Below are 22,263 nucleotides of genomic sequence, written 5' to 3'. Positions count from 1 at the left end.
TCGGGAGCGCGCGACGTAGGGCCGCAAGCCTCTCACGTCAACCTCATGGCTGTGATGACAAACTCTTGGTTGCCGCCGCGCCCCGCACACGGCAGGTTCCCCGCCCCATGCCCGACGCCTCTCCGGACATCGTTCCGTCCGCCCGCGCCCTCCTGAAGGAACGCGACTATCTGCTCTTCTGGGGCTCGCGCTGGTGCGGCAGCATGGCCGCCCAGGTGCAGAGCGTCGCGCTCGGCTGGCAGATGTACGCCCTGGCGCGTCGCACCCTGGGCGTGCAGGAGTCGGCCTTCCTGGTCGGCATGATCGGGCTGGCGGCCTTCGTGCCGGTGTTCCTGCTCACCCTTCCGGCCGGCGAGGCGGCGGACCGCTACGACCGGCGCAAGCTGGCCCTGGCCTGCGTGGCGGGGGAGATGCTCACCGCCTTCATCCTGACCCTGGCCGCCTGGCGCGACGTCGCCACGCCGCACCTGCTGTTGGGGGTCGCCGTGCTGTTCGGCGCCAGCCGCGCCTTCTTCGCCCCGGCCAACACGGCCATGGGCCCGATGCTGGTGCCGCGCGAGCTCTTGCCGCGCTCGATCGCCTGGAACTCGCTCGCCTGGCAGACGGCCTCGATCACCGGTCCGGCGGTCGCCGGCGTCCTGGTCGGCATCTCGCCCGCCCACGCCTTCGTCACCGCCCTGATCCTGTTCGCGGTCTCAGGGCTCTGCGTGACGATGATCCGCAAGAACACCAAGCCCGAGACCCAGCCCGGCTCACGCTGGACCCTGATGAAGCAGGGGCTCTCCTACGTCTGGCGCGAGAAGATCGTCTTCGGCGCCATCTCCCTCGACCTCTTCGCGGTACTGCTCGGCGGCGCGACCGCCCTGCTGCCGGTGTTCGCCCGGGACGTCCTGCATGTCGGCGCGGAGGGCTTCGGGATCCTGCGCGCATCGCCGGCGATCGGCGCGACCGCGGTCGCCCTGTGGCTCGCCACCAACCCGATCCGCCGGAAGGCAGGAAGCTATATGTTCGCCGGCGTCGCCCTGTTCGGCCTGGCGACCTGCGTCTTTGCGGTCTCGAAGGTCTTGTGGCTTTCCGTCACGGCCCTGGCGGTGCTCGGCGGGGCGGACATGCTGAGCGTCTATGTGCGCCAGACCCTCATTCAGCTGGTCACGCCGGACGCCATGCGCGGCCGGGTGGCGGCGGTCTCCTCGGTCTTCATCGGCGCCTCGAACGAGCTCGGCGAGTTCGAGAGCGGCGTGGTCGCCCGCTTCCTGGGCCCCATCGGGGCCGCCCTGTTCGGCGGGGTCGGCGCCCTCGGCATCACCGGCCTCTGGGCCTGGCTGTTCCCAGCCCTGCGCAAGGCGGACCGGTTGGGCTAACCCGCCGCCAGCTTGGCCAGCGGCTCGCCGCTGAGCCGGCGGACGATCCACTCCTTCATCGCCTCGGCGCCGAGCGCGTCATAGAAGCCGATGGAGGGCGCGTTCCAGTCGAGCACCGCCCATTCCAGCCGCCCCAGGTCTTCGTCCAGGCAGCGCTGGGCGAGCCGCTTCAGCAACGCCTTGCCGGCGCCGCGGCCCCGCGCGGCGGGCCGAACGTAGAGATCCTCCAGATAGACGCCGTGGCGGCCCTTGAAGGTGGAGTAGTTGTAGAACCAGAGCGCAAAGCCGATCGGCTCGCCGTCCGCCTCGGCGATGTCGCAGAAGATCCGCGGGGTCGGCCCGAAGAGATCCCGCGCGATGTCGGCCTCGCTGGCCTCGACCGCGTGCGACAGCCGCTCGTAGTCCGCCAGCTCGCGGATGAAGGTCATGACCTGGCCGGCGTCGGCCGGCTGGGCGGCGCGGATGACGAGTTCGGACACCGAACCTCCTAGAACCTGCCGAAGTTCGCAGGCCGCTTCTCGAAGAAGGCCTGGAACGCCTCCCGCGCTTCCGGCGACTTCAGCTGGGCGTAAAAGTGGACGAACTCCTCGTCGATCCGTTCGACGAGTGCGGACGGATCCCGCATGAGGGCCTTGGTGATGGCGACGGCGGCCGGCGGCTGCCTGGCCAGCGCCTGAGCCGCGGCCCGGGCGTGGGCCTGCACCTCGTCGGCCGGCAGGGCGGCGTTGGCGAGCCCCCAGGCTTCGGCGGTGCGCCCGTCGATCGTCCGGCCGAGCGCGAACAGCTCGAAGGCCCGCACATGACCGATCCGCGCCGGCAGCAGCAGCGATGACGCCGCCTCCGGCGCCAGCGCCAGGTTGACGAACGGCGCGGACAGCAGCGCCGCCTCGGCGACATAGACCAGGTCGCAGTGCAGCAGCATGGTCAGGCCGATGCCGACCGCGCGGCCATGCACCGCCGCGACCAGCGGCTTTCGGGCGTTGGCGAGCGCCAGGAGCAGCGGCTCGCCGGAGGGCTGGCCGGGCGCCTCGCCGGCGTTGATCTCGGCGAATTCGGACACGTCGTGGCCGGCGGTGAACATGTCGCCGTTGGCCTGGATCAGGACGGCGCGGACGTCGCGGTCGTCATTGGCCGCGTCGATCGCGCCGCCGAAGGTCTGGTACATGTCCATGGTGAGCGCGTTCTTCCGCTCCGGCCGGTTCAGCGTGATCGTCAGCACGCCGTCCGCCTTGTCGATCAGCACCTGTTCGCTCATCGTGGCCTCCGGTTCCAGCAGCAGGTTCGGCCTCTTAGGCGGCGGCGCGGTACCAGTCGACGCCGTTCTCGTCCCTGGTGCGGACCGCCTCGCCGCGGACCAGCAGGTAGTTGAGGTGGGCCAGGCTCTCGCCCGTCGCCAGGCTCATGACCGAGTCGTCGATCGTGCGGCGGAAGAGAAATGGGAAGACGTCGACCACCCGCTTCGGCTCGGCGATCCGCTTGCGGAGCCGCGCCAGCGCCCGCTGATGGCCGCCGATCAGGTGGTCGATGCGGGCGTGCAGGCCATGGAAGGGGTCGTTGTGCGCCGGCAGCACCAGCACCTCGTCCGGAACCAGGGTCTTGATGCGGGCGAGCGACGTCATCCAGTCGTGCAGCGGGTCGGCGTCCGGCTCGGTCGGGAAGACCGCGACATTGGAGGAGATCCTCGGCAGCACCTGGTCGCCGGAGATCAGCAGCTTCAGCTCCGGGCAGTAGAGGCAGGCGTGCTCGGGGCTGTGTCCACAACCTACGACAATGCGCCAGAGACGCCCGCCGATGACGACCTCGTCGCCGTCGCGCAGGCGGCGGAAGCTGTCCGGCAGGGCGTGCAGGCTCTTGCCGAAGGAGCCGAAGCGGGCGCGGTAGGTCTCCAGCGCCTCGGCGTCCCAACCCGCGGCGCGATAGAAGCGCACCGCGTCCTCCGGCGCCTCGCGGCCGGTGTCGGCGGCCAGGCTGCGGCAGGTCAGGAACTCCAGCCGCGTGATCCACAGCCGGCAGTCGTACTTGCGGGTCAGCCAGCCGGCCATGCCGATATGATCGGGATGCATGTGGGTGGCGAAGACGCGGGTGGCGGGCCGATCATCGAACGAGGTGCTGAAAGCCTCACGCCAGGCCTGGATCGTTTCCGGTCCGCCGATGCCGGTGTCGACGATGGCGTAGCCGCCGTCCTCGGCGATGGCCCAGACGTTGATGAAGCCGAGCGGCCCCTGCAGCGGCATCCGCAGCCAGTTCACGCCGGGGGCGATCTCCACCGCCTGGCCCTGGCCCGGACCTTCGGCGAACGGATAGGAGAGCCGCGGCCGCACCGTCTCCGCGACGCCCTCGTCTACGCCGTCCGCCAATGCCTGCGCTCCTCATCTCGTCGGAGCAGCAGTGTCCCCCGCTAGCGAGGGGCGCGTAAAGGCCTCAGGCGCCTGACGAGGGCGGTAACCCGACATCGGCCTGCGGCCGTCCGGGATGACGGATGCGATTGGGCGAGCTTCCTTCACGCCCCCACCTGGCGCGGGGCGAACTTGTGGACCCAGGCCCGCAGCGTCGCCAGGTCCGTCACCCCGGCCTGGCGGAGGGCGACCTTGCCGCCGTGGAAGACGAAGAGGGCGGGAATGCTCTGCACAGCGAACTGGGTCGACAGCCCCGGGTTGGCGTCGACGTCGACCTTGATGAAGCGGGCGTGCGGCTCCAGCTCGGCGGCGGCGCGGGCGAAGATCGGCGCCATGGCCCGGCAGGGACCGCACCAGGCGGCCCAGAAATCGACGACCAACGGCAGGTCGCTGTGGGCGAGGTGTTTGGCGAACCGCGCCTGATCCAGAGCGACCGGCTCGCCGTCGAACAGCGCACGGTGGCAGCGGCCGCACTTGGCCGCCAGGCCGAGCCGCTCGAGCGGCAGGCGGTTGGTGCTGTCGCAGTGCGGGCAGACGACATGCAGGGGCTCAGCCATCGGCTTCTCCACACCGATCATAAGGCGCGCCGGCGAGGCTGACAGGGTTCCGTCGTGGCGCGGCCTCGATCAAAATATGGCGAGCCCGGTGCGCTTCCGCCAGGGCGCTCGTTTGGAGGTCGTCGGGGCGATCGACAGATGGAGACCCTCATGGCCAATCGAGACCTCATCCCCTCAAGGACGTCGGGGCTGCCGACGTTCGGACGCGATCCCTTCACCGCCTTCCGCCGTGAGATGGATCAGCTGTTCGACACCTTTTTCACCCCGGCCGAAGCGCGCAGCTTCGCAAGCTCCGACCTGACCGCCGCCGTTCGGCCGAGCGTCGATGTTCAGGAGACCGAGCAGGCCTACACGGTGACCGCCGAACTGCCCGGCATCGACCAGAAGGACATCGAGCTGAACCTCAGCGACAACACGCTCACCCTGCGCGGCGAGAAGCGCACCGAGCGCAACGAGGAGGATGGCGGACGCCGCTACAGCGAACGCAGCTTCGGCCGCTTCGAGCGCATCATCCCCTTCCCGGCCGAGGTCGACGCCGACCAAGTCGAGGCGAGCTGCGAAAACGGCGTGCTGAAGGTCGTCCTGCCGAAGAACGCCAAGGCGCGGGACAAGACGCGGCGCATCGAGGTCCGCGGCGCCGGCGCCTCGGCGGAGCCCGGCCAGATCCCGGCTTCAGGCGCCATGTCCGCCAGTCAGCAGACGGGCGCTCAGCAGTCGGGCGCCCAGCCCACCGCCTCGCCGGACGCGGCCGGGACCAGAATCTAGGCCCAGTCGCGCTCGGCGAACCAGGTCTGCAGCGCCTTCAGGAAAGGCAGGGCGTCGCGGAACTCCTCCGGGGTGAAGGCTTCGCGCAGCTTGCCCATCTTCGGCCGGATCGCGCCCAGGGCTTCGATGTAAGCGTCCTTGCCCGCGGGCGTGATCCAGATGCGCTTCTTGCGCCCATCCTCCGGGCACGGCTCGACCCGGACGAAGCCGCCGGCTTCGAGCCGTTGCAGGGTGCTGGTCAGGCCGCTCTTGGTGGCGTGCAACGACTGGGCGATGTCGGCCGGCGTCAGGCCGTCGCCCTTGAGGTCCAAGAGCCGCATCACCTCGTACTGAGGCACGGTGAGCCCGTCGGGGAGGCATTCGGCGATCTGCTCGCGCACGCCCTCCTCGATCCGCCGGATCATGGCGAACGTCTGTAGGATGGGATGGTCGAGAGGTTGCACAGCCATTCCGATTCCCCTTCGTACGACCCTGAACAATCTAATGTTCAAGATCGTACGATCAAGGCTCGCGCTCGCCGAAGCCGGGGATGGATGGCGGTCGTAACGCCGCAGGCCCGGCTGGGACAGCCCGGCCTAGATCAGATAGACGCCGCGCAGATAGGCGACCCTGGCGTCGGTCAGGCCGAAGCGGGCCTTGGCGAGCTCGATCGGCCCGCCGAACTTCTGGTCGATCCGCGCCAGCGCCTGGCGCATCACCGCCGGGTCGGAGCCCCGCATCACCTGCATCACCTCGCGCGGCATGCGCGCGAAGGCCTGGGACTGTTCCGGCGTGATCCCCGGGGAGGGGCCCGCATGCGGCGCCTGTCCCGCATACATCGACGGCGGCGCATAGATCTCGGTCAGGCGATAGTCGGCCACGACGGTCTCGCGCGGCACGCCCAGCACGGAGAGGATCAGGGCCGCGCCCATGCCGGTGCGGTCCTTGCCCGCCGAGCAATTGAACGCGAGCGGCGTCTCGCGGCGCACGAGACGGGCGAAAAGGTCCGTGTACTGAGGAGCCAGGATCTCGGTGAACTGGACGTAGGATGCGGCGAAGGCGTCGACCGCCTCGGCGCGGGTGGTGGCGCGATGCAGGCCGTCGAACGACATCATGTCGTAGTCCGTCCCCACCACCCGCGGCGCCTCGGCCTTCTGGAAGGGATTGGGCTGGCTGGTGCGCTCCTGGACGCTGCGCAGGTCGCAGATCACCTCGACGCCGAGGCCGGACAGATAGCTCATGTCGGCGAGGGTGAGGCCGCTCATCACCCCCGAGCGATAGATCCGGCCCCAGCGGACCTGCCGGCCGTCGGCCGAGCGATAGCCGCCGAGGTCGCGGAAGTTGCGGCCGCCCTGCAGCGGCAGCAGGCGCTCGGCCACCCGCACCTGGGCGCCGTCCGGCGTGCTCAGCAGAAAGTAGGGTCGCGGCGAGACCGGCAGCGGCAGCTCCGCCCGCCCGCCGCGCACGCCGGACCTGATCGCCCGCATGTAGGGCTTCTGCGCGTCCGGATCGCTGGAGACGAAGATCGACGCGGGCCGGCGCGGCGCCTCCCAGTCCAGCCGCACGGCCTGGGCCGAGGTGCGGGTCGCCCGCCCCTCCAGCTTCGCCGCGGCGAGGGCGGCGGGCGCGGCGGCCAGGGCCCCATTGGCCACGGCGGCCATCAGAAGTTCGCGACGGTCCATGTTTCCTCCTCCAGATATCCGGGCAGGCGGCGACAGCCGCCCGCCCCGCCTTGGCGGCGTTCAGAACTTGATGTTGGCCTCGACCCCGAAGGTCCGCGCCTCGTTGAAGATTCCGTAGGTCCCCAGCGCCGCGCTGTGGTTCTTGACGAAGGCGTGGTCCTCATCGAGCAGGTTGCGCGACCACAGCGCCACCTGCAGGGCGGCCCCGTCGGACAGCGGGATGTCGCTCAACGCCAGCCGGCCGTTCACGATGAAAGAGCTGTCGCTGAGCATCGGATCGGTGGTCGTCGTGTACTGGCCGTCGGCGTAGGCGCCGTCGAGGTGGGCCCGCAGCGTCGCCCCCAGCAACGGGCGCTCGTAGTCGAGCGAGGCGCTGGCGGCGTTCTTCGGCGTGTAGAGCGGATAGACCGTCGCCAGGGCGTTGGTGAACGGGTTGAAGGCCTTGGACAGCTTCATGTCCGTATAGGCGTAGCCGGCCGAGAGCGTCAGGCCCTCGACGGGCTGGATGGAGAGGTCCACTTCGACCCCCTTTGTCGTTCCGGTTGCGGCGTTGGTTGTCTCCAGGGTGCCGCGGTTGTTGTTCAGGATCGTGACCGAGAAATCGATCTGGGCGTCCTTCAGGTCTCCGCGATAGGCCGCGACGTTGAGCCGGACGCGGTGGTCCCAGAACTCCGCCTTCGCCCCGACCTCGAACATCGACACGCGTTCGGGATCGAAGGCGCGGAAGGTGAGCGAGCGGGAGTTGGCGCCGCCGGCCTTGTAGCCGGTGCTCCACTTTCCATAGAGGTTGAGGTCCGGCGTGGCGTCGACGGCGAGGATGACCAGGGGATCGAACCGGTTCCAGGACTCGTCGAGCGGGACCGCGCCGGTGATCCTGACGTTGTTGGCGTCCACGTAGCTCGGCAGGGCGCCGTTGACGACGTCGAGCGATCCCTTCTTGGCGTCGTGCGTCAGGCGGCCGCCAACGGTCAGATGGGCGATGCCGTTGAGGATCGGCGGCGTCCAGACCGCCTGGCCGAACACCCCATAGCTCTCGGTCTCGACATGGCTGGCGCGGTCGAGCGGAACCGCGTTGAGGTCCAGCGACAGGGTCGTGTAGGCCGTTCCCGTGGCGTTCCACTGCAGGGTGTTCGGGGTCCGGGCGTTGTCGTTGACCGCCTCGTGGTAATAGAAGGCGCCGCCTACGAACTCCAGGTGCGGGAGCTTGCCGATCAGCTGGAGCTCCTGGCTGTACTGGTCCTGCCCCACCTTCGCCATGCTGTAGCGGCTGAAGGTCCCGTTCGGGGTGAAGACGGAGAGCACCGACGCGCCGTTGTCGAACTGGCTCTGGTCGAGCTTGCGATAGGAGCTGACCGACTTCAGCGCGAGCGCCTCGCTGAGCTTCCAGTCCAGGTTCAGCCGCTGCCCCCAGGTCTTGCCCACGCTCCACTGCAACGGGACGCCGATATTGCCGACCTCGGCCCGCTCGGGCTGGACGTGGATCAAGGGCGCGATCGCCAGGGATCCCTGGCTCAGCAGCTGGACATAGTAGGGCGTCGTCGCGTCGTAGCCGTAGTCGAAGGCGTAGTCGGCGCTGAAGGCGTCGCTCGGCCGCCACAGGGCTTCGGCCTGGAAGCCGCGGCGATCGTAGGCGTTGAAGTCCGGCTGGCCGGAGGTGGTCGGGTTCTTCACCGTGCCGTCGCGCCTGGCGAGCAGTCCGTCGAATTTCAGGCTGACGTCGCGGTAGCTCGGCAGGTCGACGTGGGCCTCGGCCTTGTAGCCGTCGAAATTGCTGTAGCCGGCCGTGGCGTTGACGCCGAACCGGCCGGTCGGCGCCTTGGTGACGATGCTGATCGCCCCACCCTCGGTGTTGCGGCCGAACAAGGTGCCCTGCGGCCCCTTCAACACCTCGATCCGTTCCACGTCATAGAGCGCGGCGCCCAGCCCCTGGGCGCGGCCGAGATAGACGCCGTCGAGATAGACCCCGACCGCCTGGTCGCGCGCCGGCTGGTTGGCGTCGCCCAGGGCGCCGATGCCGCGCATGCCGATGGTCAGGGCCGAGCTGCGTGAGAAGAAGGGGGCCACCCGCAGGGACGGGATCGCGCCGTCGCCGAGGTCGGCCAGCGACTGGACGTGGCGGCGCGCGAGGTCCTCCGCACCCATCACCGAGATTGAGATCGGGGTGTCCTGCAGGTTGGAGGCTCGCTTCTGAGCGGTCACGACGATTTCCTCCAGGCCGACGCCGGCCGGGCTCTCAGCGGCCGCCGTCTCGCCCCCTTCAGCGAGCGCCGAGCTCGCCGCGATCAGCGCCGCAGCGCCCGCCAGCAGGCCGGCGCGCGACGCGGCCGACCGGTGAAATTGCCGTCTCATGACATCCCCTCAACATCCTCGCCCCCGAGCGGGGGACGGCGGTGCGTTAGAGGGAGCGCATGACGATAGAACGACTGTTATGTTGCCGGCGCATGAAGCACAACGTTCTTTCGCGGCGACTTGCGCTCACCGTCGCGGCCCCGGAGAATGCGGCATGGCTCGCCGTCACCCGTTCGCCCTCTCCCCGGAGCCTTCGCCCGCGGTCCATTCCCCAGATGGCGAGACGCGGGCAGACCGCCTTGTCTCCGTCGCAGCGCAGCAGATCGCCGATCATGGGCTCGCCGCCGTTTCGGCCCGCTCCGTCGCTGCAGCCGCTGGCGGCTCGCCCAGCGCCGTGAACTACAACCTTGGCGGAATGGAACGTTTGTTATCTACCGCCTTCGAGCAGGGCGTGGCGCAGACCGCCGACTGGCTCGCAGCGCGCCGCTGCGAGTTGCAGGCCCTGCCGCATCGTCCGGAAGGCGCCGTCCGCGCGCTGGAGCACATAGTGGCGGCGTGGACGCGCGAAGCCCGGCCGCTGGCCCTGCTCTACCAGGAATGCCTCGCCGCCAGCGTCGGCCGCGGCGTCGGCGCGGCTTGGACGGCGCTCTGGCGCGACTTCTGGCTCGACGCCGCGGCGACCTTCGGCCTGGGCGAGATCGAGGGCCGGCTCCTGCACCTGTTCTTCGAGTCCGAGGGCCTCTACCACCTCTCCCGCTGGTCGCCGGCGCTCGAGGCGGCGACCCTGCGCGAACTCGCCGATCACTTCGGGGTCGTCTGGCTGGACGCGGCGGCGGGACCGCCGATGGGGGCTCTGGCCTTGGCGGAGCAGACCGCCGGGGCGCAGGCCTACGGAACCATCCCCCACGCGGCCATGCGGATCGCCAAGGCCGCCGCCGAAGTGGTCGAGGGCGGGCTCGGCGGGCTCACCCATCGCGCGGTCGCCGCCCGCGCCGGCGTCACCACCGGAGCCGTCACCCATCATTTCAGGACGATCGAAGAGCTGGTCGCCGGCGCCATCCGCGGCCAAGTGCTGGCGATGGCGATGGCGGGCGAGCCCGACATCCCCGCGCCCCAGACGGTGGCGCAGAGCCGCTCCGTCGAGCATTTTTTCCAGATCGTCCGCCCCCATGCCGTCGTCGATCATCCGTCGTCGCCAGCGCTCAGCCGACGAAACCTGTTCCTTGCCGCCGTCCGTCGGCCGGAGCTGGCCGGGTGCGGCGCGGTGATCCGATTCGCCCACGGCGGCACCACCCGCACCGGCCTGGACCGCGTCTTCGACCTTCTCCCTGAGGAGCTGGCGCTCCACGCCGGCGTTCTGTCGCGCCTGCTGTCTGCGCTCTGGTTCGCCGCCGCCGCGGACCCGGAGCCGCCGGCGACGCGGGAACGGCTGTTCGAGGCGATCGCGTCGCGCCTCAGCCACGCGGCGACAGCGAAGCGCCTGAACTGACCCACGCCAAGGGCGAGATGAACGCCAGCCAACAGTGACGCTCCGCGGACGTTCAGGCTCGAACCTGTTTTCTCGGGCCATCGCTTCCGCAAGCGAAGCAAGGTTCAGAGAAGGCTCCCATGAAACGTCTCCTGCTTTCCGTGGCTGCGGCCTCGGCCGTCCTGGTCTCCCTGCCCGTCGCGGCCAGCGCCGCACCCTGGCAGCCGATCAACGAGCGCCAGGCCAATCTCGAGCGCCGCATCGACCAGGGCGTCCGCAGCGGCGACCTGACCCGCCCCGAAGCCGCGCGCCTGCGCACCCAATACCGCGAGATCGCCCGGCTGGAGGCGCGCTACCGCCACACCGGCGACGGCCTGAGCGCTTGGGAGCGCCGCGACCTCAACAGCCGGTTCGACCGCCTGTCGCAGAACATCCGCGCCGAGCGTCACGACCGCCAGGACCGCAGCCGCCGGTACTGACCTCCGCTCCGGGGGCAGTCTTCAGGGCCGCCCCCGGAACCTGCGGCCTGAGTCAACGTGCTTCGCGGCGTGACGGGCGAAACCGGCCGGGGCGCCTGCGAGCTCCAACCTGGGCAGGGAGGGCGCCTGGATTTTCGGCGCCGCTGAGTCCGCCTCCGCGCGAGCGCGTGCGGCCCTGGACAGCCGAGGTTGCGGCCTTTCAGGTCGTATCGTGATGCAATTTTCGCCAGCCCAGGCCTCGCCCCCTCGCCCAGGGGCCGTCCCGCCGCGCTTTCAGCGCGCCGAAGGCGCTGGACGGGTGCGCATCCACGCCGTCGACGGGGTCTCGCGGCTGCATCGCCTGTACCAGGACGGTTGCGCCAAGATCCGCCTGCCGCGCGACGCCGAGGCACTGGGCCTGGAGGCGGTGCTGATCAACACCGCCGGCGGCCTGACCGGCGACGACCGCCTGAGCTGGTCCGCCGACGCCGACGCCGGCGCGCGCCTGACCGTCACCACCCAGGCCTGCGAGCGGGTCTACCGGTCGAACGGCGGCCCGGCCAAGGTCGAGGTCCGGCTCACGCTCGGCGAGGCCGCCGAACTGCACTGGCTGCCGCAGGAGACCCTGCTCTTCGACCAGGGAGCCCTCGCCCGCAGCTTGGAAGCCGACCTGGCCGCCGACGCCCGGCTCTTGGCCGTCGAGTCGGTGGTGCTGGGCCGCACGGCCATGGGCGAGCAGGTCCTGGCTGGCCGGCTGCGCGACCGCTGGCGCGTGCGCCGCGAAGGCCGGCTGGTGTTCGCCGACGACGTGCGGATGGAGGGCGAGGTCGCCCGCATCTCCGCCGCCGCCCCGGTGCTGGCCGGCGGCTGCGCCTTCGCCTCCCTGCTGCTGGTGGCCGATGACGCCCACGAGCGGCTGGACGCGGTCCGCAGCGCGCTCGGCGACAGCGGCGGCGCCAGCGCCTTCGACGGCAAGCTGTTCGCCCGGCTGGTCGCTCACGACGGCCGCGCGCTGCGCCGGGCGCTGATCCCGGCGCTCGAGGCGCTGCGCGGATCGGCCCTGCCCCGCGTCTGGCGGACCTGACCCCCCACGAACGCGACCCAATGAACCTGACCCCCCGAGAAAAAGACAAGCTGCTCATCGCCATGGCCGCCGTCGTGGCGCGCAAACGGCTGGAGCGCGGCGTCAAGCTGAACCACCCCGAGGCCATCGCCCTGATCACCGACTTCGTGGTCGAGGGCGCCCGGGACGGCCGCGCGGTGTCCGAGCTGATGGAGGCCGGCGCCCATGTGGTCGGCCGCGACCAGGTGATGAGCGGCGTCGCCGAGATGATCCACGACGTCCAGGTCGAGGCGACCTTCCCCGACGGCACCAAGCTGGTGACCGTCCACCATCCGATTCGCTGAGGAGCCCAGCATGACCCGCCTACTCCGCCGGCTCAGCGCCGCCGCCGCCCTCGCCGCCTTGGCCGCGACGCCTGCGCTCGCCCATCCCGGCCATCCGGGACACGAAGACCTCGGCGCCTGGGCCGGCTTCGGCCACCCCTTCACCGGCCTGGACCACATGCTGGCGATGCTGGCGGTGGGTCTGTGGGCCACGCGGCGCGGCGGACGCGCGCTGGCGACCTGGCCGGCCACCTTCCTCTTCGCCATGGCCGCGGGCTTCGTCCTGCCCGTCTTCGATCGCGCCGCCCTCGAGCTCGGCGTGCTGGCGAGCGTCATCCTGCTGGGCGCGGTCACGGCGCTGAACCGCCGCGCCGGCGAGGCGGCCGGGCTCGTGGTCGTCGGCGCGGCCGGGGTCCTGCACGGCATGGCCCACGCCGCCGACATCGGCCGGGCGGACCCGACCTTCGAACTCGGCATGCTGCTGGCGACCGGAGCCCTGATCGCGGCCGGCCTGGGCCTGGGCCTGGGCCTTGCGCTGCGCCGGGGCGAGCTGGTCCGCTGGCTGGGCGCCGGCGTGGCGGCTTGCGGCGTTGTCCTCGCGGTGGCCGGATGATCCCCGGAGAAGTCATCGCCGCCCCCGGCGAGATCGAGCTGAACGCCGGCCAGCCGGTCGTCGTGCTGGAGGTCGCCAACACCGGCGACCGGCCGATCCAGGTGGGCAGCCACTACCATTTCGCCGAGACCAATCCGGCCCTGGCGTTCGACCGCGAGCAGGCGCGCGGCCTCAGGCTCGACATCGCCGCCGGCACGGCGGTGCGCTTCGAGCCCGGCCAGTCGCGCGAGGTGCGGCTGGTTCCCATCGTCGGGGCGCGTCGGGTCTACGGCTTCCGCCAGGCCGTCATGGGCGACCTCTGATGCCGGCGAAGATTTCCCGCGCGACCTATGCCGACATGTTCGGCCCGACCGTCGGCGACCGCGTGCGGCTGGCCGACACCGAGCTCTTCGTCGAGGTCGAGCGCGACTTCACCACCTATGGCGAAGAGGTGAAGTTCGGCGGCGGCAAGGTGATCCGCGACGGCATGGGCCAGAGCCAGGTCAGCCGCGCCGGCGGCGCGGTCGACACCGTCATCACCAACGCCCTGATCGTCGACCATTGGGGGATCGTCAAAGCCGACGTCGGCCTCAAGGACGGGCGGATCTACGCCATCGGCAAGGCCGGCAATCCCGACACCCAGCCCGGCGTCGACATCATCGTCGGCCCCGGCACCGAGGTGATCGCCGGCGAGGGCAAGATCCTCACCGCCGGCGCCATGGACGCCCACATCCACTTCATCTGCCCGCAGCAGATCGAAGAGGCGCTGATGAGCGGCGTCACCTGCATGCTGGGCGGCGGCACGGGCCCGGCGACCGGGACGAAGGCCACGACCTGCACCCCCGGCCCCTGGCACCTGCAGCGGATGATCGAGGCGGCCGAGGCCTTCCCGATGAACCTGGCCTTCGCCGGCAAGGGCAACGCCAGCCTGCCCGAGGCCCTGGTCGAGCAGATCGCCGCCGGCGCCTGCGCGCTGAAGCTGCACGAGGACTGGGGCACGACGCCCGCCGCCATCGACTGCTGCCTGGGCGTCGGCGACGACCACGACATCCAGGTGATGATCCACACCGACACCCTCAACGAGAGCGGCTTCGTCGAGGACACCATCGCAGCCTTCAAGGGCCGCACCATCCACGCCCTCCACACCGAGGGCGCCGGCGGCGGCCACGCGCCGGACATCATCAAGATCGCGGGCCTCGCCAACGTCATTCCGTCGTCGACCAACCCGACCCGGCCCTACACGCGCAACACGCTGGCCGAGCATCTCGACATGCTGATGGTCTGCCACCACCTCGACCCGTCGATCCCCGAGGACGTGGCCTTCGCCGAGAGCCGGATCCGCCGCGAGACCATCGCCGCCGAGGACATCCTGCACGACCTCGGCGCCTTCTCGATCATCTCCTCCGACAGCCAGGCCATGGGCCGGGTCGGCGAGGTGCTGATCCGCACCTGGCAGACCGCCGACAAGATGAAGCGCCAGCGCGGCGCCCTGGCCGGCGACGGGCCGGCGGATAACGCCCGGGTGAAAAGATACATCGCCAAATACACGATCAATCCGGCGATCGCCCACGGTCTCTCGGCGCACATCGGCAGCATCGAGGTCGGAAAGCGCGCCGACCTGGTGCTCTGGACCCCGGCCTTCTTCGGGGTGAAGCCGGACCTGGTGATGCTCGGCGGCTCGATCGCGGCCGCCCCCATGGGCGACCCCAACGCCTCGATCCCGACGCCGCAACCGGTGCACTACCGGCCGATGTTCGCCGCCTACGGCCGGTCGGTCACCCGCTCGGCGGTGACCTTCGTTTCAAAGCTTTCCTTGGAGCGCGGGCTGCAAGAGCGCCTTGGCCTGCAAAAGACTCTCTTGCCGGTAGAAAACACGCGGGGCGGCATTTCGAAGGCCTCGATGATCCACAATTCCGCGACCCCGGTGATCGAGGTCGATCCGGAGACCTACGAGGTGCGCGCCGACGGCGAGCTCCTGACCTGCGAGCCGGCCGACGTCCTGCCGATGGCCCAACGCTACTTCCTGTTCTGAGAGGCCCGTCATGAGCGAGACCGCCGACATCGCCCCGATCGTCGAGATCCTCCCGGCCAAGGCCTGGGCGGCCGCGCCCGCCGACCGGGTCCGCCTGGACTACGACGGCCGCCGCCGCCGGCGCATCGTGCTGACGGGGATGGCGGGCGCCCGCTACCTGCTGGACCTCCCCGAGACCGCGCATCTTCGCCACGGCGACGCCCTGAAGCTGGCCGACGGACGGCTGGTCGAGGTGGAGGCGCTGGCCGAGCCGCTGCTGGAGATCCGCGCCGCCTCGACCGAGGCGCTGCTGCGTCTGTCCTGGCATATCGGCAACCGCCACCTGGCGGCGGCGGTCTTCGCCGACCGCATCCTGATCCGCCGCGACCACGTCATCGCCCACATGCTCGAACACCAGGGCGCCCAGGTCCGCGAGGTGGAGGCCATCTTCGATCCCGAAGGCGGCGCCTACCACGACCATGCGCCCCATTCCCATGAGCACTGAGGCGGCCCAGCTCCGCCTGCTCACCTGGTTCTCGCCCGCCTTCCCGGTCGGCGCGTTCGGCTATTCGCATGGGCTGGAGACCGCGATCCGCGAGGGCCGGGTCACCGGCGAGACGCTGGAAGCCTGGATCGCCGGCCTGATCGAGCACGGCTCGGGATGGACCGACGCGGTGCTGTTCAAGCTGGCCTGGAGCGCGGCGGACGAGCAGGAGCTCGCGGATCTGGCCGAGCTGGCCGAGGCGCTCGCCCCGTCGCGGGAGCGGCATCGGGAGACGATGCAGCTGGGGACGGCTTTCTCGATCGCAGTGACGCCGTGGAGCCGAACGCCCCCTCAGTCAGCTTCGCTGACAGCTCCCCCGCGAGCGGGGGAGCAGCTGGGCCTCGCTCCTCCCCCGTGTAACGGGGGAGGTGGCTCGCGTAGCGAGACGGAGGGGGCCAGCGACGCCCCCTACCCCGTCGCCGCCGGCGCGGCCTGCTCCGCCGCCGACATCCCGCTCGCCTCCGCCCTCACCGCCTGGCTGCACGGCTTTGCGGCCAATCTCGTCAGCGTTGCCGTGCGGGCGATCCCCATCGGCCAGAGCGAGGCCGTCCGCGTTCTGGCCGCCCTCGAGCCCGCCCTGCTCGACGCCGCCGAGCGCGCGGCGATCGCCGACCGGGACGATCTCGGCGGCTGCGCCTTCCTCTCCGACATCGCCGCCATGCGGCACGAAACCCTGCAACCGAGGCTCTTCATCTCATGAGCAAGCACGGCCCATTGCGCATCGGCGTCGGCGGCCCGGTCGGCTCCGGCAAGACCACCCTGATCGAGAAGCTCTGCAAGACGATGCGCCACCACTGGAGCGTCGCGGTGGTGACCAACGACATCTACACCCAGGAGGACGCCCTGATCCTCAACCGGCTGCAGGCCCTGCCGGAGGATCGGATCCTGGGCGTCGAGACCGGCGGCTGTCCACACACCGCCATCCGCGAGGACGCCTCGCTGAACCTGGCGGCCATCGCCGAGATGAACCGCCGCTTCCCGGACCTCGACCTGATCTTCGTGGAGTCCGGCGGCGACAACCTGGCGGCCACCTTCTCGCCGGACCTCGTGGACTTGAGCCTCTATGTGATCAGCGTCTGCCAGGGCGAGAAGATCCCGCGCAAGGGCGGGCCGGCGATCACCCGCTCGGACCTGCTGGTTGTCAACAAGACCGATCTCGCGCCGCACGTCGGCGCGGATCTGGCGGTCATGCGCGCCGACACCGAGACCGCCCGCGGCGGCCGGCCCTACGTCTTCACCGACCTGACGCGGCTGCGGGGGCTGGAGGAGGTCATCGACTTCCTGATCACCCAGGGCGGACTCGAGATGAAGGCGCTGAAGACGGCTTAGCGCCACATCCCCATCACCCCTCCGTCAGTCATTCCCGGCCTTGCGCCGGGAACCCATGCACACCGAAGCTTGAGGGGATGCTCAGACGCGCCGTGTTCATGGGTGGCCGGGACAAGCCCGGCCATGACGGACCGTTCAGGGAGCGGCCGCCGCCTAAACGTGGATCAAATGCCCCACGGCCTCGGTGGAGTCCTCCGCCGTCGCGCCGTAGCGGACCACGCGGCCGCGCTGCATGACCATGTAGCGGTCGGCAAAGCCCCAGGCGAAGTCGAGGTTCTGCTCGACGATGATGATGGCCACGCCCAGTTCGCTGCGGATGCGGCCCAGCACCTCCTGGATGTGCTGGACGACGTTGGGCTGCACGCCCTCGCACGGCTCGTCCAGAAGCAGGAGCTGGGGCCGGCCGGCGAGCGCACGGCCGATGGCGAGCTGCTGCTGCTCGCCGCCGCTGAGAAAGCCGGCGTGACGCTTGGCGATCTGGGTCAGCTTCGGGAAGAGGTCGGCGATATAATCCGGGATACCCTTGGGCGTCTTCTCCGGACGACCGGTCAGGGCCGAGAGCCCGACCTGCAGGTTCTCCTCCACCGTCAGGTGCGGGAAGACGTGGCGGCCCTGGGGCACGAAGCCGACGCCCTTGCGGGCCCGCTGGTGGGCGCTCAGCTCGCTGACCTTGTCGCCGTTCAGGAAGATGTCGCCGTCGGACAGCCGGTGCAGGCCCATGATGGTGCGCATCAGGGTGGTCTTGCCGACCCCGTTTCGACCCAGAAGGGCGGTGGCCGACGCAGGCTTTATGTCGAGGTCGACGTCGAACAGCACCGGCGCATTGCCGTAGGCGGCCGAGACCAGGCGCAGGTTGAGAAGGTCGGTCATTTCGAGGGCCGTCCCAGGTAGATGGCGGCGACCTCGTCGTCGTTGCGGATATCGGCCAGCGCGCCCTCCCGGAAGACGGAGCCCTGGTGCATCACCACCACGTGGCCGCCCAGCTGTTCGACGAAGTCGATGTCGTGGTCGATCACCAGCACCGAATGGCGGCCGACCAGGCCGCGGATGATCTCGGCGGTGCGGCTGGATTCCGGCGCCCCCATGCCGGCGGTGGGCTCGTCGAGCAGCAAGAGCTCGCAGCCGGTGGCGACCACCATGCCGATCTCCAGCCACTGCTTCTCGCCGTGCGACAGCTCCCCGGCCAGGGCGTCGCGCTGACGCTCCAGCCCGACCAGGGCCAGGGTCTCCTCGGCGCGGGCGACGTCGGCCTCCGGCGCGCGCAGCCGGAAGGTGCGGAACCAGCGGCGGTCGCCGGCGGCGGCCAGCAGCAGATTATCGAAGACGCTCAGCGAGCCCAGCACGCCGGGCGTCTGGAACTTGCGGCAGACGCCCTTGGCGACGATCTTGTGCTCGGCCAGGTGCGAGATGTCCTCGCCGCGCAGCCGGATGCGGCCGGCGCTGGGATGCACCCGGCCGATCACCGCGTCGCACATGGTCGACTTGCCCGCGCCGTTGGGGCCGATGACCACCGTCAGGCCGCCGGCCGGGATGCTGAGCTTCAGTCCGTTCAGCGCCTTGAAGCCGTCGAAGTCGACGGTGACGTCGTCGATCTCCAGCAAGGGCGGGCTGGGCGCCCGCAGCGCGGGCGCTTCCACGGCGAGAGCGGCGACGGTCATGGGGCGGGGCTCCTGACGGGTTCGGCGGCGAGGTCCGGGGCGGGGGCAGCCGCAGGCTTGGGCGGACGCGGCGGCCGGTTGCGGAACGCCTCGACCATGCCCGCCAGCCCCTTGGGCGCGACGGTGACGACGATGATGAACAGCGCGCCCAGGCCGTAGAGCCAGAAGGCCGGCAGGACGGTGGAGATCCGGTCCTTGGCGAAGTTGACCAGCAGGGCGCCGGCGATCGCGCCGGCCAGGCTGGTGCGGCCGCCGACCGCGACCCAGATCACCATCTCGATGGAGGGGGCGACGCCCACCAGGGCCGGCGAGACATTGCCCGCATGCAGGGTGAAGAGCGCCCCGGACACCCCCGCCAGCGCTGCGGCGATGGTGAAGGCCAGGACCTTGTAGGGCGCCGGGTCAAAGCCCAGGAACCGCACCCGGTTGGCGCCGTCGCGCGTCGCCCGCAGGATCTTGCCGTAGCGCGACGCGAGCAGCAGGCGAGCGCCGACGAAGGCCAGGGCCACGAGCAGCAGGGTGATCCAGTAGAGCCCCCGGGTCGCGCCGGCGGAGTTCAGGTCGACGCCGAACAGGGTCTTGTAGTCGGTCAGGCCGTTAAAGCCGCCGGTATAGGCCTGCTGGCTGATCAGCAGGGTGGCGAAGGCCAGCGCCAGGGCCTGGGTGATCAGGGCGAAATAGACCCCGCCGATGCGCCGGCGGAAGACCAGCCAGGAGAAGGCCGCGCCGAAGGCCGCCGGAATCACCACGACGCCGGCGATCGCCACCAACGGGTTGGCGAAGAGGCTCCACCAGCCCGGCAGCTGGGTCAGGCCGCTCCACATCATGAAGTCCGGCATGGTGTCGCCGCCGGAGAGCGCCGCCAGCTTCAGGTGCATGGCGATGGCGTAGCCGCCCAGGCCGAAGAACACCCCCTGCCCGAGGCTGAGGATCCCGCCTTCGCCCCAGAGGATGACCAGGCCGAGCGCGGTCAGCGACAGCGCCAGGAACCGGCCGAGCAGGTTCAGATCGTAGGCGGACATCAGGAAGGGGGCGACGGCCGCAGCGATCAGGAGAAGACCGCCGATCAGCCAACTACCCCGTCGAAGGCCCAGGATGGGAAGCGTCATGACGGAGCCGCCTTCAAGCGTCCAGGGCGCGCGAGCGGATCGCCACGACGCCCTGCGGACGGAACTGGAGGAAGATGATGACGAAGACGAGCATCAGGACCTGGGCGAAGCTCACGTCGACGAAGATCTGAGCGAGCGCCGAGAACAAGCCGATGATCACCGCCGCGATGGTGGTGCCGCGGATGCTGCCGAGCCCGCCCATGATCACCACCAGGAAGGCCGGGACCACATAGCTCTGGCCGACGCTCGGGGTGACAGGACCCAGCAAGGCGAGGACGACGCCGGCGACGCCGGCGACCGCGGAGCCGAGGGCGAAGACCAGCAGGTCGACGCCGCGGACGCTGACGCCCATGGCCGAGGCCGTCGGCCGATCCTGGTTCACCGCGCGGACCAGCAGGCCAACGCGGGTCTTGCTGAGGAAGAGGGTGAGCCCCCCCAGCACCAGGATCGCCGAGCCGAGAATGAACAGGCGGGTGATCGGCATGGAAAGCGGACCGAGGGCGATCGCCCCGCCCATCCAGGCGGGCGCGGTCACCGAGACCCCGGTGGCGCCGAAGAGGTCGCGCGCCGCCTGCTGGACGATGAGGCTGACGCCCCAGGTCGCCAGCAGGGTGTCGAGCGGCCGGTCGGTCAGCGGCCGGATCAGGGTGCTCTCGAGGAGGGCGCCGATGACGCCCGCTGCGAGGAAGGCCGCGAGCATGGCCGCCGGCACCCCGAGCGGCCCCGGCAGGAGGCGCATGACCAGGAAGGCGACGTAGCCCCCGGCCATGACGATCTCGCCGTGGGCCATGTTGATGACCCGCATGAGGCCGAAGCTCAGGGCCAGGCCCAGCGCCGCCAGGACGTAGATCGAGGCGACGCTGAGACCGTTGAACACCTGGCCGACCAGGAACACCGGATCCATCATGCGGGTCTCCTGTCGTACCGCCCGGCCTAGCTGATCACGCAGGACTTGCCGGGGAAGGCGAGCGGATCGTAGGGATCCGGCGCGATCGGCGCGGGCGAGCTCCAGAGGATCTTGAACTGGCCGGTGGCGTCGGACTGGCCGATGTAGGCGGTCTGGGTCAGGCTGTTGTTCGCCGCGAACTTCGCCGCGCCGAGCGGGCTCGGGAAGGCGTCCATCGAGACGGCGGCGTCACGCACGGCCTTCGGATCGAAGCTGCCGGCCTTCTCCACCGCCGCCTTCCAGGCGTAGACGTCCAGATAGCCGTGCACCATCGGGTCGGTGATCACCGCGTCGGCGCCGAACTTCGCCTTGTAGGCGGCGATGAACTTGCTGTTGTCCGGGTTCTCCAGGGTCTGGAAGTAGTTCCAGGCCGCAAAGCCGCCCTGCACCAGGGTCGGGCCCATCGACATGGCTTCCTGCTCGCCGATCGAGAAGCTCATCACCGGAACCTTGTCCGGGGTCATGCCGGCGGCGGCCATCTGCTTGAAGAAGGCCACGTTGGAGTCGCCGTTCAGGGTCGAGAAGATGATCTCCGGCTTGGCCGAGCGGATCTTGGCGATCACGCCGGAGAAGTCGGTGCCGCCGAGGGGCTGGTACTCCTCGCCGAGCATCTTCAGCCCGTCCTTCTCGATATGCTTCTTGACGATCAGGTTGGCCGTGCGCGGGAAGACGTAGTCCGAGCCCACCAGGAAGTAGGACTTGTAGCCCTTGGACTTGGCCCAGTCGTAGGCCGGCAGGATCTGCTGGTTGGGCTGGGCGCCCGAGTACATGATGTTCGGCGAGCACTCGTTGCCCTCGAACTGCACCGGGTACCAGAGCAGGCCCTTGTCCTTCTCGAACACCGGCAGCATCGCCTTGCGGCTGGCCGAGGTCCAGCCGCCGAAGACGGTGGCGACCTTGTCGCTCTCAAGGAGCTTGCCGGCCTTCTGGGCGAAGGTGGTGGGGTCGGACGCGCCGTCCTCGACCACCGCCTCGATCTTCTTGCCCATCACGCCGCCGGCGGCGTTGATCTCGTCGATCGCCAGCATCGAGGCGTTCTTCACCGTGACCTCGCTGATGGCCATGGTGCCGCTCAGCGACTGCAGCACGCCGACCTTGACCGTATCGCCGGTCGGCGCCCCGGCCGCGGCTTCCGTGTTGCCCCCAGCCTTATTGCAGGCGACCAGCGCCGTGCTCATCATCAGGATGACGGCGAGCCGCCCGATCTTTGTCCCAGTGACCATGTGAATTGCCCCCGTCTCGTCTCGATGGATCATGTGATGGCGAGGCCTGGCGCGCGTTCGAAAAGATGGCGCCCGCCTCACGATGGATCGACTATGGGCGAGGCTCCGGGCGCGCCACATGGGCCATTTGACGTAGATCGGGCGACCACGCCCGTCGGCTGCCCGGCGCGGCGGCAAGCGGACCCGGTCAATACGTCAAACACCCCATGTCCGGGGGCCGCGCGGCGCCTACGGGCGCCTCACGAGCCGGCGCCGAACGCTCCCTCTGGCGCTTCGCGCCCGCTGCGCGGTGGAGGATCTGGGCCGAAGATCTCGGGATCTGTGGGTCTGCTAAGCGCCTGCGGAGGGGGATCGCCCCGGTGGTGCGACCTGTACGAGGGTCGCTGGCCAGGTTCTCACCAGGCGGCTTCCGCACCACAGCTCATGCCGTCTGTCGTCCGGCATGTCGCCGACCGCGCCTTGCGCCTCTTCGTCATCGGGCGCCGCAAACTCAAAACGGCAGACCAACCG

Annotated in this window: 24 protein-coding genes; 12 read left to right on the top strand and 12 right to left on the bottom strand. The window is 70.2% G+C overall.

The window, feature by feature from the left end; genetic code table 11:
- Positions 1-107: 107 nt before the first annotated feature.
- The gene (locus ACSQ2B_RS21350; protein WP_436053068.1) at positions 108-1,361 is read left to right on the top strand and encodes an MFS transporter; all 1,254 of its coding nucleotides are present in this window, start codon (positions 108-110) and stop codon (positions 1,359-1,361) included.
- Here ACSQ2B_RS21350 and ACSQ2B_RS21345 read toward each other — a convergent pair.
- From ACSQ2B_RS21345 to trxC, 4 genes are all read right to left on the bottom strand, one after another.
- On the bottom strand, positions 1,358-1,789 hold the full coding sequence (locus tag ACSQ2B_RS21345; RefSeq protein WP_436053738.1) for an N-acetyltransferase family protein: 432 nt from the start codon (positions 1,787-1,789) through the stop codon (positions 1,358-1,360). The genes ACSQ2B_RS21350 and ACSQ2B_RS21345 overlap by 4 nt on opposite strands.
- Before the next feature lie 59 nt (positions 1,790-1,848).
- Positions 1,849-2,616, bottom strand: coding sequence for an enoyl-CoA hydratase-related protein (locus tag ACSQ2B_RS21340; RefSeq protein ID WP_436053066.1), 768 nt, complete (start codon positions 2,614-2,616; stop codon positions 1,849-1,851).
- Positions 2,617-2,650: 34 nt separating this feature from the next.
- A complete protein-coding gene (locus ACSQ2B_RS21335) occupies positions 2,651-3,718 on the bottom strand; it encodes an MBL fold metallo-hydrolase (RefSeq protein ID WP_436053064.1) in 1,068 nt (355 codons plus the stop codon).
- A gap of 143 nt (positions 3,719-3,861) precedes the next feature.
- Positions 3,862-4,314 carry a thioredoxin TrxC gene (gene trxC, locus ACSQ2B_RS21330; protein WP_436053062.1) on the bottom strand — a complete coding sequence of 151 codons (453 nt, stop codon included), beginning with the start codon at positions 4,312-4,314 and terminating at the stop codon, positions 3,862-3,864.
- Between the two features lie 150 nt (positions 4,315-4,464).
- Between trxC and ACSQ2B_RS21325 the strand changes: the two genes are divergently transcribed.
- Positions 4,465-5,079 (top strand): Hsp20/alpha crystallin family protein, encoded by a 615-nt coding sequence (locus ACSQ2B_RS21325; protein WP_436053061.1) that lies wholly within the window; start codon positions 4,465-4,467, stop codon positions 5,077-5,079.
- Here ACSQ2B_RS21325 and ACSQ2B_RS21320 read toward each other — a convergent pair.
- The 3 genes from ACSQ2B_RS21320 to ACSQ2B_RS21310 form a co-directional block, all read right to left on the bottom strand.
- Entirely contained in the window at positions 5,076-5,528 is a 453-nt protein-coding gene (locus ACSQ2B_RS21320; protein WP_436053059.1) for a MarR family winged helix-turn-helix transcriptional regulator, read from the bottom strand. The genes ACSQ2B_RS21325 and ACSQ2B_RS21320 overlap by 4 nt on opposite strands.
- Positions 5,529-5,654: 126 nt before the next feature.
- On the bottom strand, positions 5,655-6,740 hold the full coding sequence (locus ACSQ2B_RS21315) for a tyrosine-protein phosphatase (protein ID WP_436053058.1): 1,086 nt from the start codon (positions 6,738-6,740) through the stop codon (positions 5,655-5,657).
- A gap of 60 nt (positions 6,741-6,800) precedes the next feature.
- Entirely contained in the window at positions 6,801-9,089 is a 2,289-nt protein-coding gene (locus ACSQ2B_RS21310) for a TonB-dependent receptor (protein WP_436053056.1), read from the bottom strand.
- Positions 9,090-9,243: 154 nt separating this feature from the next.
- On the opposite strand from ACSQ2B_RS21310, the gene ACSQ2B_RS21305 reads away from it, so the two are divergent.
- The 10 genes from ACSQ2B_RS21305 (at position 9,244) to ureG (ending at position 16,817) form a co-directional block, all read left to right on the top strand.
- Positions 9,244-10,518, top strand: coding sequence for a TetR/AcrR family transcriptional regulator (locus tag ACSQ2B_RS21305; RefSeq protein ID WP_436053054.1), 1,275 nt, complete (start codon positions 9,244-9,246; stop codon positions 10,516-10,518).
- A 119-nt stretch (positions 10,519-10,637) separates the two neighbouring features.
- Positions 10,638-10,976: a hypothetical protein gene (locus ACSQ2B_RS21300; protein ID WP_436053052.1), complete on the top strand. Its 339-nt coding sequence runs from the start codon at positions 10,638-10,640 to the stop codon at positions 10,974-10,976.
- Between the two features lie 298 nt (positions 10,977-11,274).
- Positions 11,275-12,039, top strand: a complete 765-nt coding sequence (locus ACSQ2B_RS21295) for an urease accessory protein UreD (protein WP_436053050.1) — start codon at positions 11,275-11,277, stop codon at positions 12,037-12,039.
- A 20-nt stretch (positions 12,040-12,059) separates the two neighbouring features.
- Positions 12,060-12,362, top strand: a complete 303-nt coding sequence (locus tag ACSQ2B_RS21290) for an urease subunit gamma (protein ID WP_436053048.1) — start codon at positions 12,060-12,062, stop codon at positions 12,360-12,362.
- Between the two features lie 10 nt (positions 12,363-12,372).
- Positions 12,373-12,954: a HupE/UreJ family protein gene (locus ACSQ2B_RS21285; RefSeq protein WP_436053046.1), complete on the top strand. Its 582-nt coding sequence runs from the start codon at positions 12,373-12,375 to the stop codon at positions 12,952-12,954.
- Positions 12,951-13,256 carry an urease subunit beta gene (locus ACSQ2B_RS21280; protein WP_436053045.1) on the top strand — a complete coding sequence of 102 codons (306 nt, stop codon included), beginning with the start codon at positions 12,951-12,953 and terminating at the stop codon, positions 13,254-13,256. Before ACSQ2B_RS21285 ends, ACSQ2B_RS21280 begins: the two co-directional genes overlap by 4 nt.
- Complete coding sequence (ureC, locus tag ACSQ2B_RS21275; RefSeq protein WP_436053043.1) at positions 13,256-14,965, top strand: urease subunit alpha; 1,710 nt, start codon at positions 13,256-13,258, stop codon at positions 14,963-14,965. Before ACSQ2B_RS21280 ends, ureC begins: the two co-directional genes overlap by 1 nt.
- 10 nt (positions 14,966-14,975) lie before the next feature.
- The gene (locus tag ACSQ2B_RS21270; RefSeq protein WP_436053041.1) at positions 14,976-15,449 is read left to right on the top strand and encodes an urease accessory protein UreE; all 474 of its coding nucleotides are present in this window, start codon (positions 14,976-14,978) and stop codon (positions 15,447-15,449) included.
- A complete protein-coding gene (locus ACSQ2B_RS21265; protein WP_436053040.1) occupies positions 15,439-16,188 on the top strand; it encodes an urease accessory protein UreF in 750 nt (249 codons plus the stop codon). Before ACSQ2B_RS21270 ends, ACSQ2B_RS21265 begins: the two co-directional genes overlap by 11 nt.
- On the top strand, positions 16,185-16,817 hold the full coding sequence (gene ureG, locus ACSQ2B_RS21260) for an urease accessory protein UreG (RefSeq protein ID WP_436053039.1): 633 nt from the start codon (positions 16,185-16,187) through the stop codon (positions 16,815-16,817). Before ACSQ2B_RS21265 ends, ureG begins: the two co-directional genes overlap by 4 nt.
- 153 nt (positions 16,818-16,970) lie before the next feature.
- On the opposite strand, the gene urtE is transcribed toward ureG, so the two are convergent.
- The 5 genes from urtE to urtA are packed head-to-tail and all read right to left on the bottom strand — an operon-like array spanning position 16,971 to position 21,753.
- Entirely contained in the window at positions 16,971-17,687 is a 717-nt protein-coding gene (urtE, locus tag ACSQ2B_RS21255) for an urea ABC transporter ATP-binding subunit UrtE (protein ID WP_436053037.1), read from the bottom strand.
- On the bottom strand, positions 17,684-18,475 hold the full coding sequence (locus tag ACSQ2B_RS21250; protein ID WP_436053035.1) for an ABC transporter ATP-binding protein: 792 nt from the start codon (positions 18,473-18,475) through the stop codon (positions 17,684-17,686). The genes urtE and ACSQ2B_RS21250 overlap by 4 nt, the downstream gene beginning before the upstream one ends.
- Positions 18,472-19,584 carry an urea ABC transporter permease subunit UrtC gene (urtC, locus tag ACSQ2B_RS21245; RefSeq protein WP_436053033.1) on the bottom strand — a complete coding sequence of 371 codons (1,113 nt, stop codon included), beginning with the start codon at positions 19,582-19,584 and terminating at the stop codon, positions 18,472-18,474. Before urtC ends, ACSQ2B_RS21250 begins: the two co-directional genes overlap by 4 nt.
- A gap of 13 nt (positions 19,585-19,597) precedes the next feature.
- Entirely contained in the window at positions 19,598-20,491 is an 894-nt protein-coding gene (gene urtB, locus ACSQ2B_RS21240) for an urea ABC transporter permease subunit UrtB (RefSeq protein ID WP_436053031.1), read from the bottom strand.
- Between the two features lie 26 nt (positions 20,492-20,517).
- Complete coding sequence (gene urtA, locus ACSQ2B_RS21235) at positions 20,518-21,753, bottom strand: urea ABC transporter substrate-binding protein (RefSeq protein ID WP_436053029.1); 1,236 nt, start codon at positions 21,751-21,753, stop codon at positions 20,518-20,520.
- Positions 21,754-22,263: the final 510 nt, after the last annotated feature.

The organism is Phenylobacterium sp. LjRoot225, assembly GCF_964252855.1.
GTDB lineage: Bacteria > Pseudomonadota > Alphaproteobacteria > Caulobacterales > Caulobacteraceae > Phenylobacterium.
The sequence above is the reverse complement of the archived record's forward strand: the minus strand, read 5'-3'. Positions and strand labels throughout refer to the sequence as shown.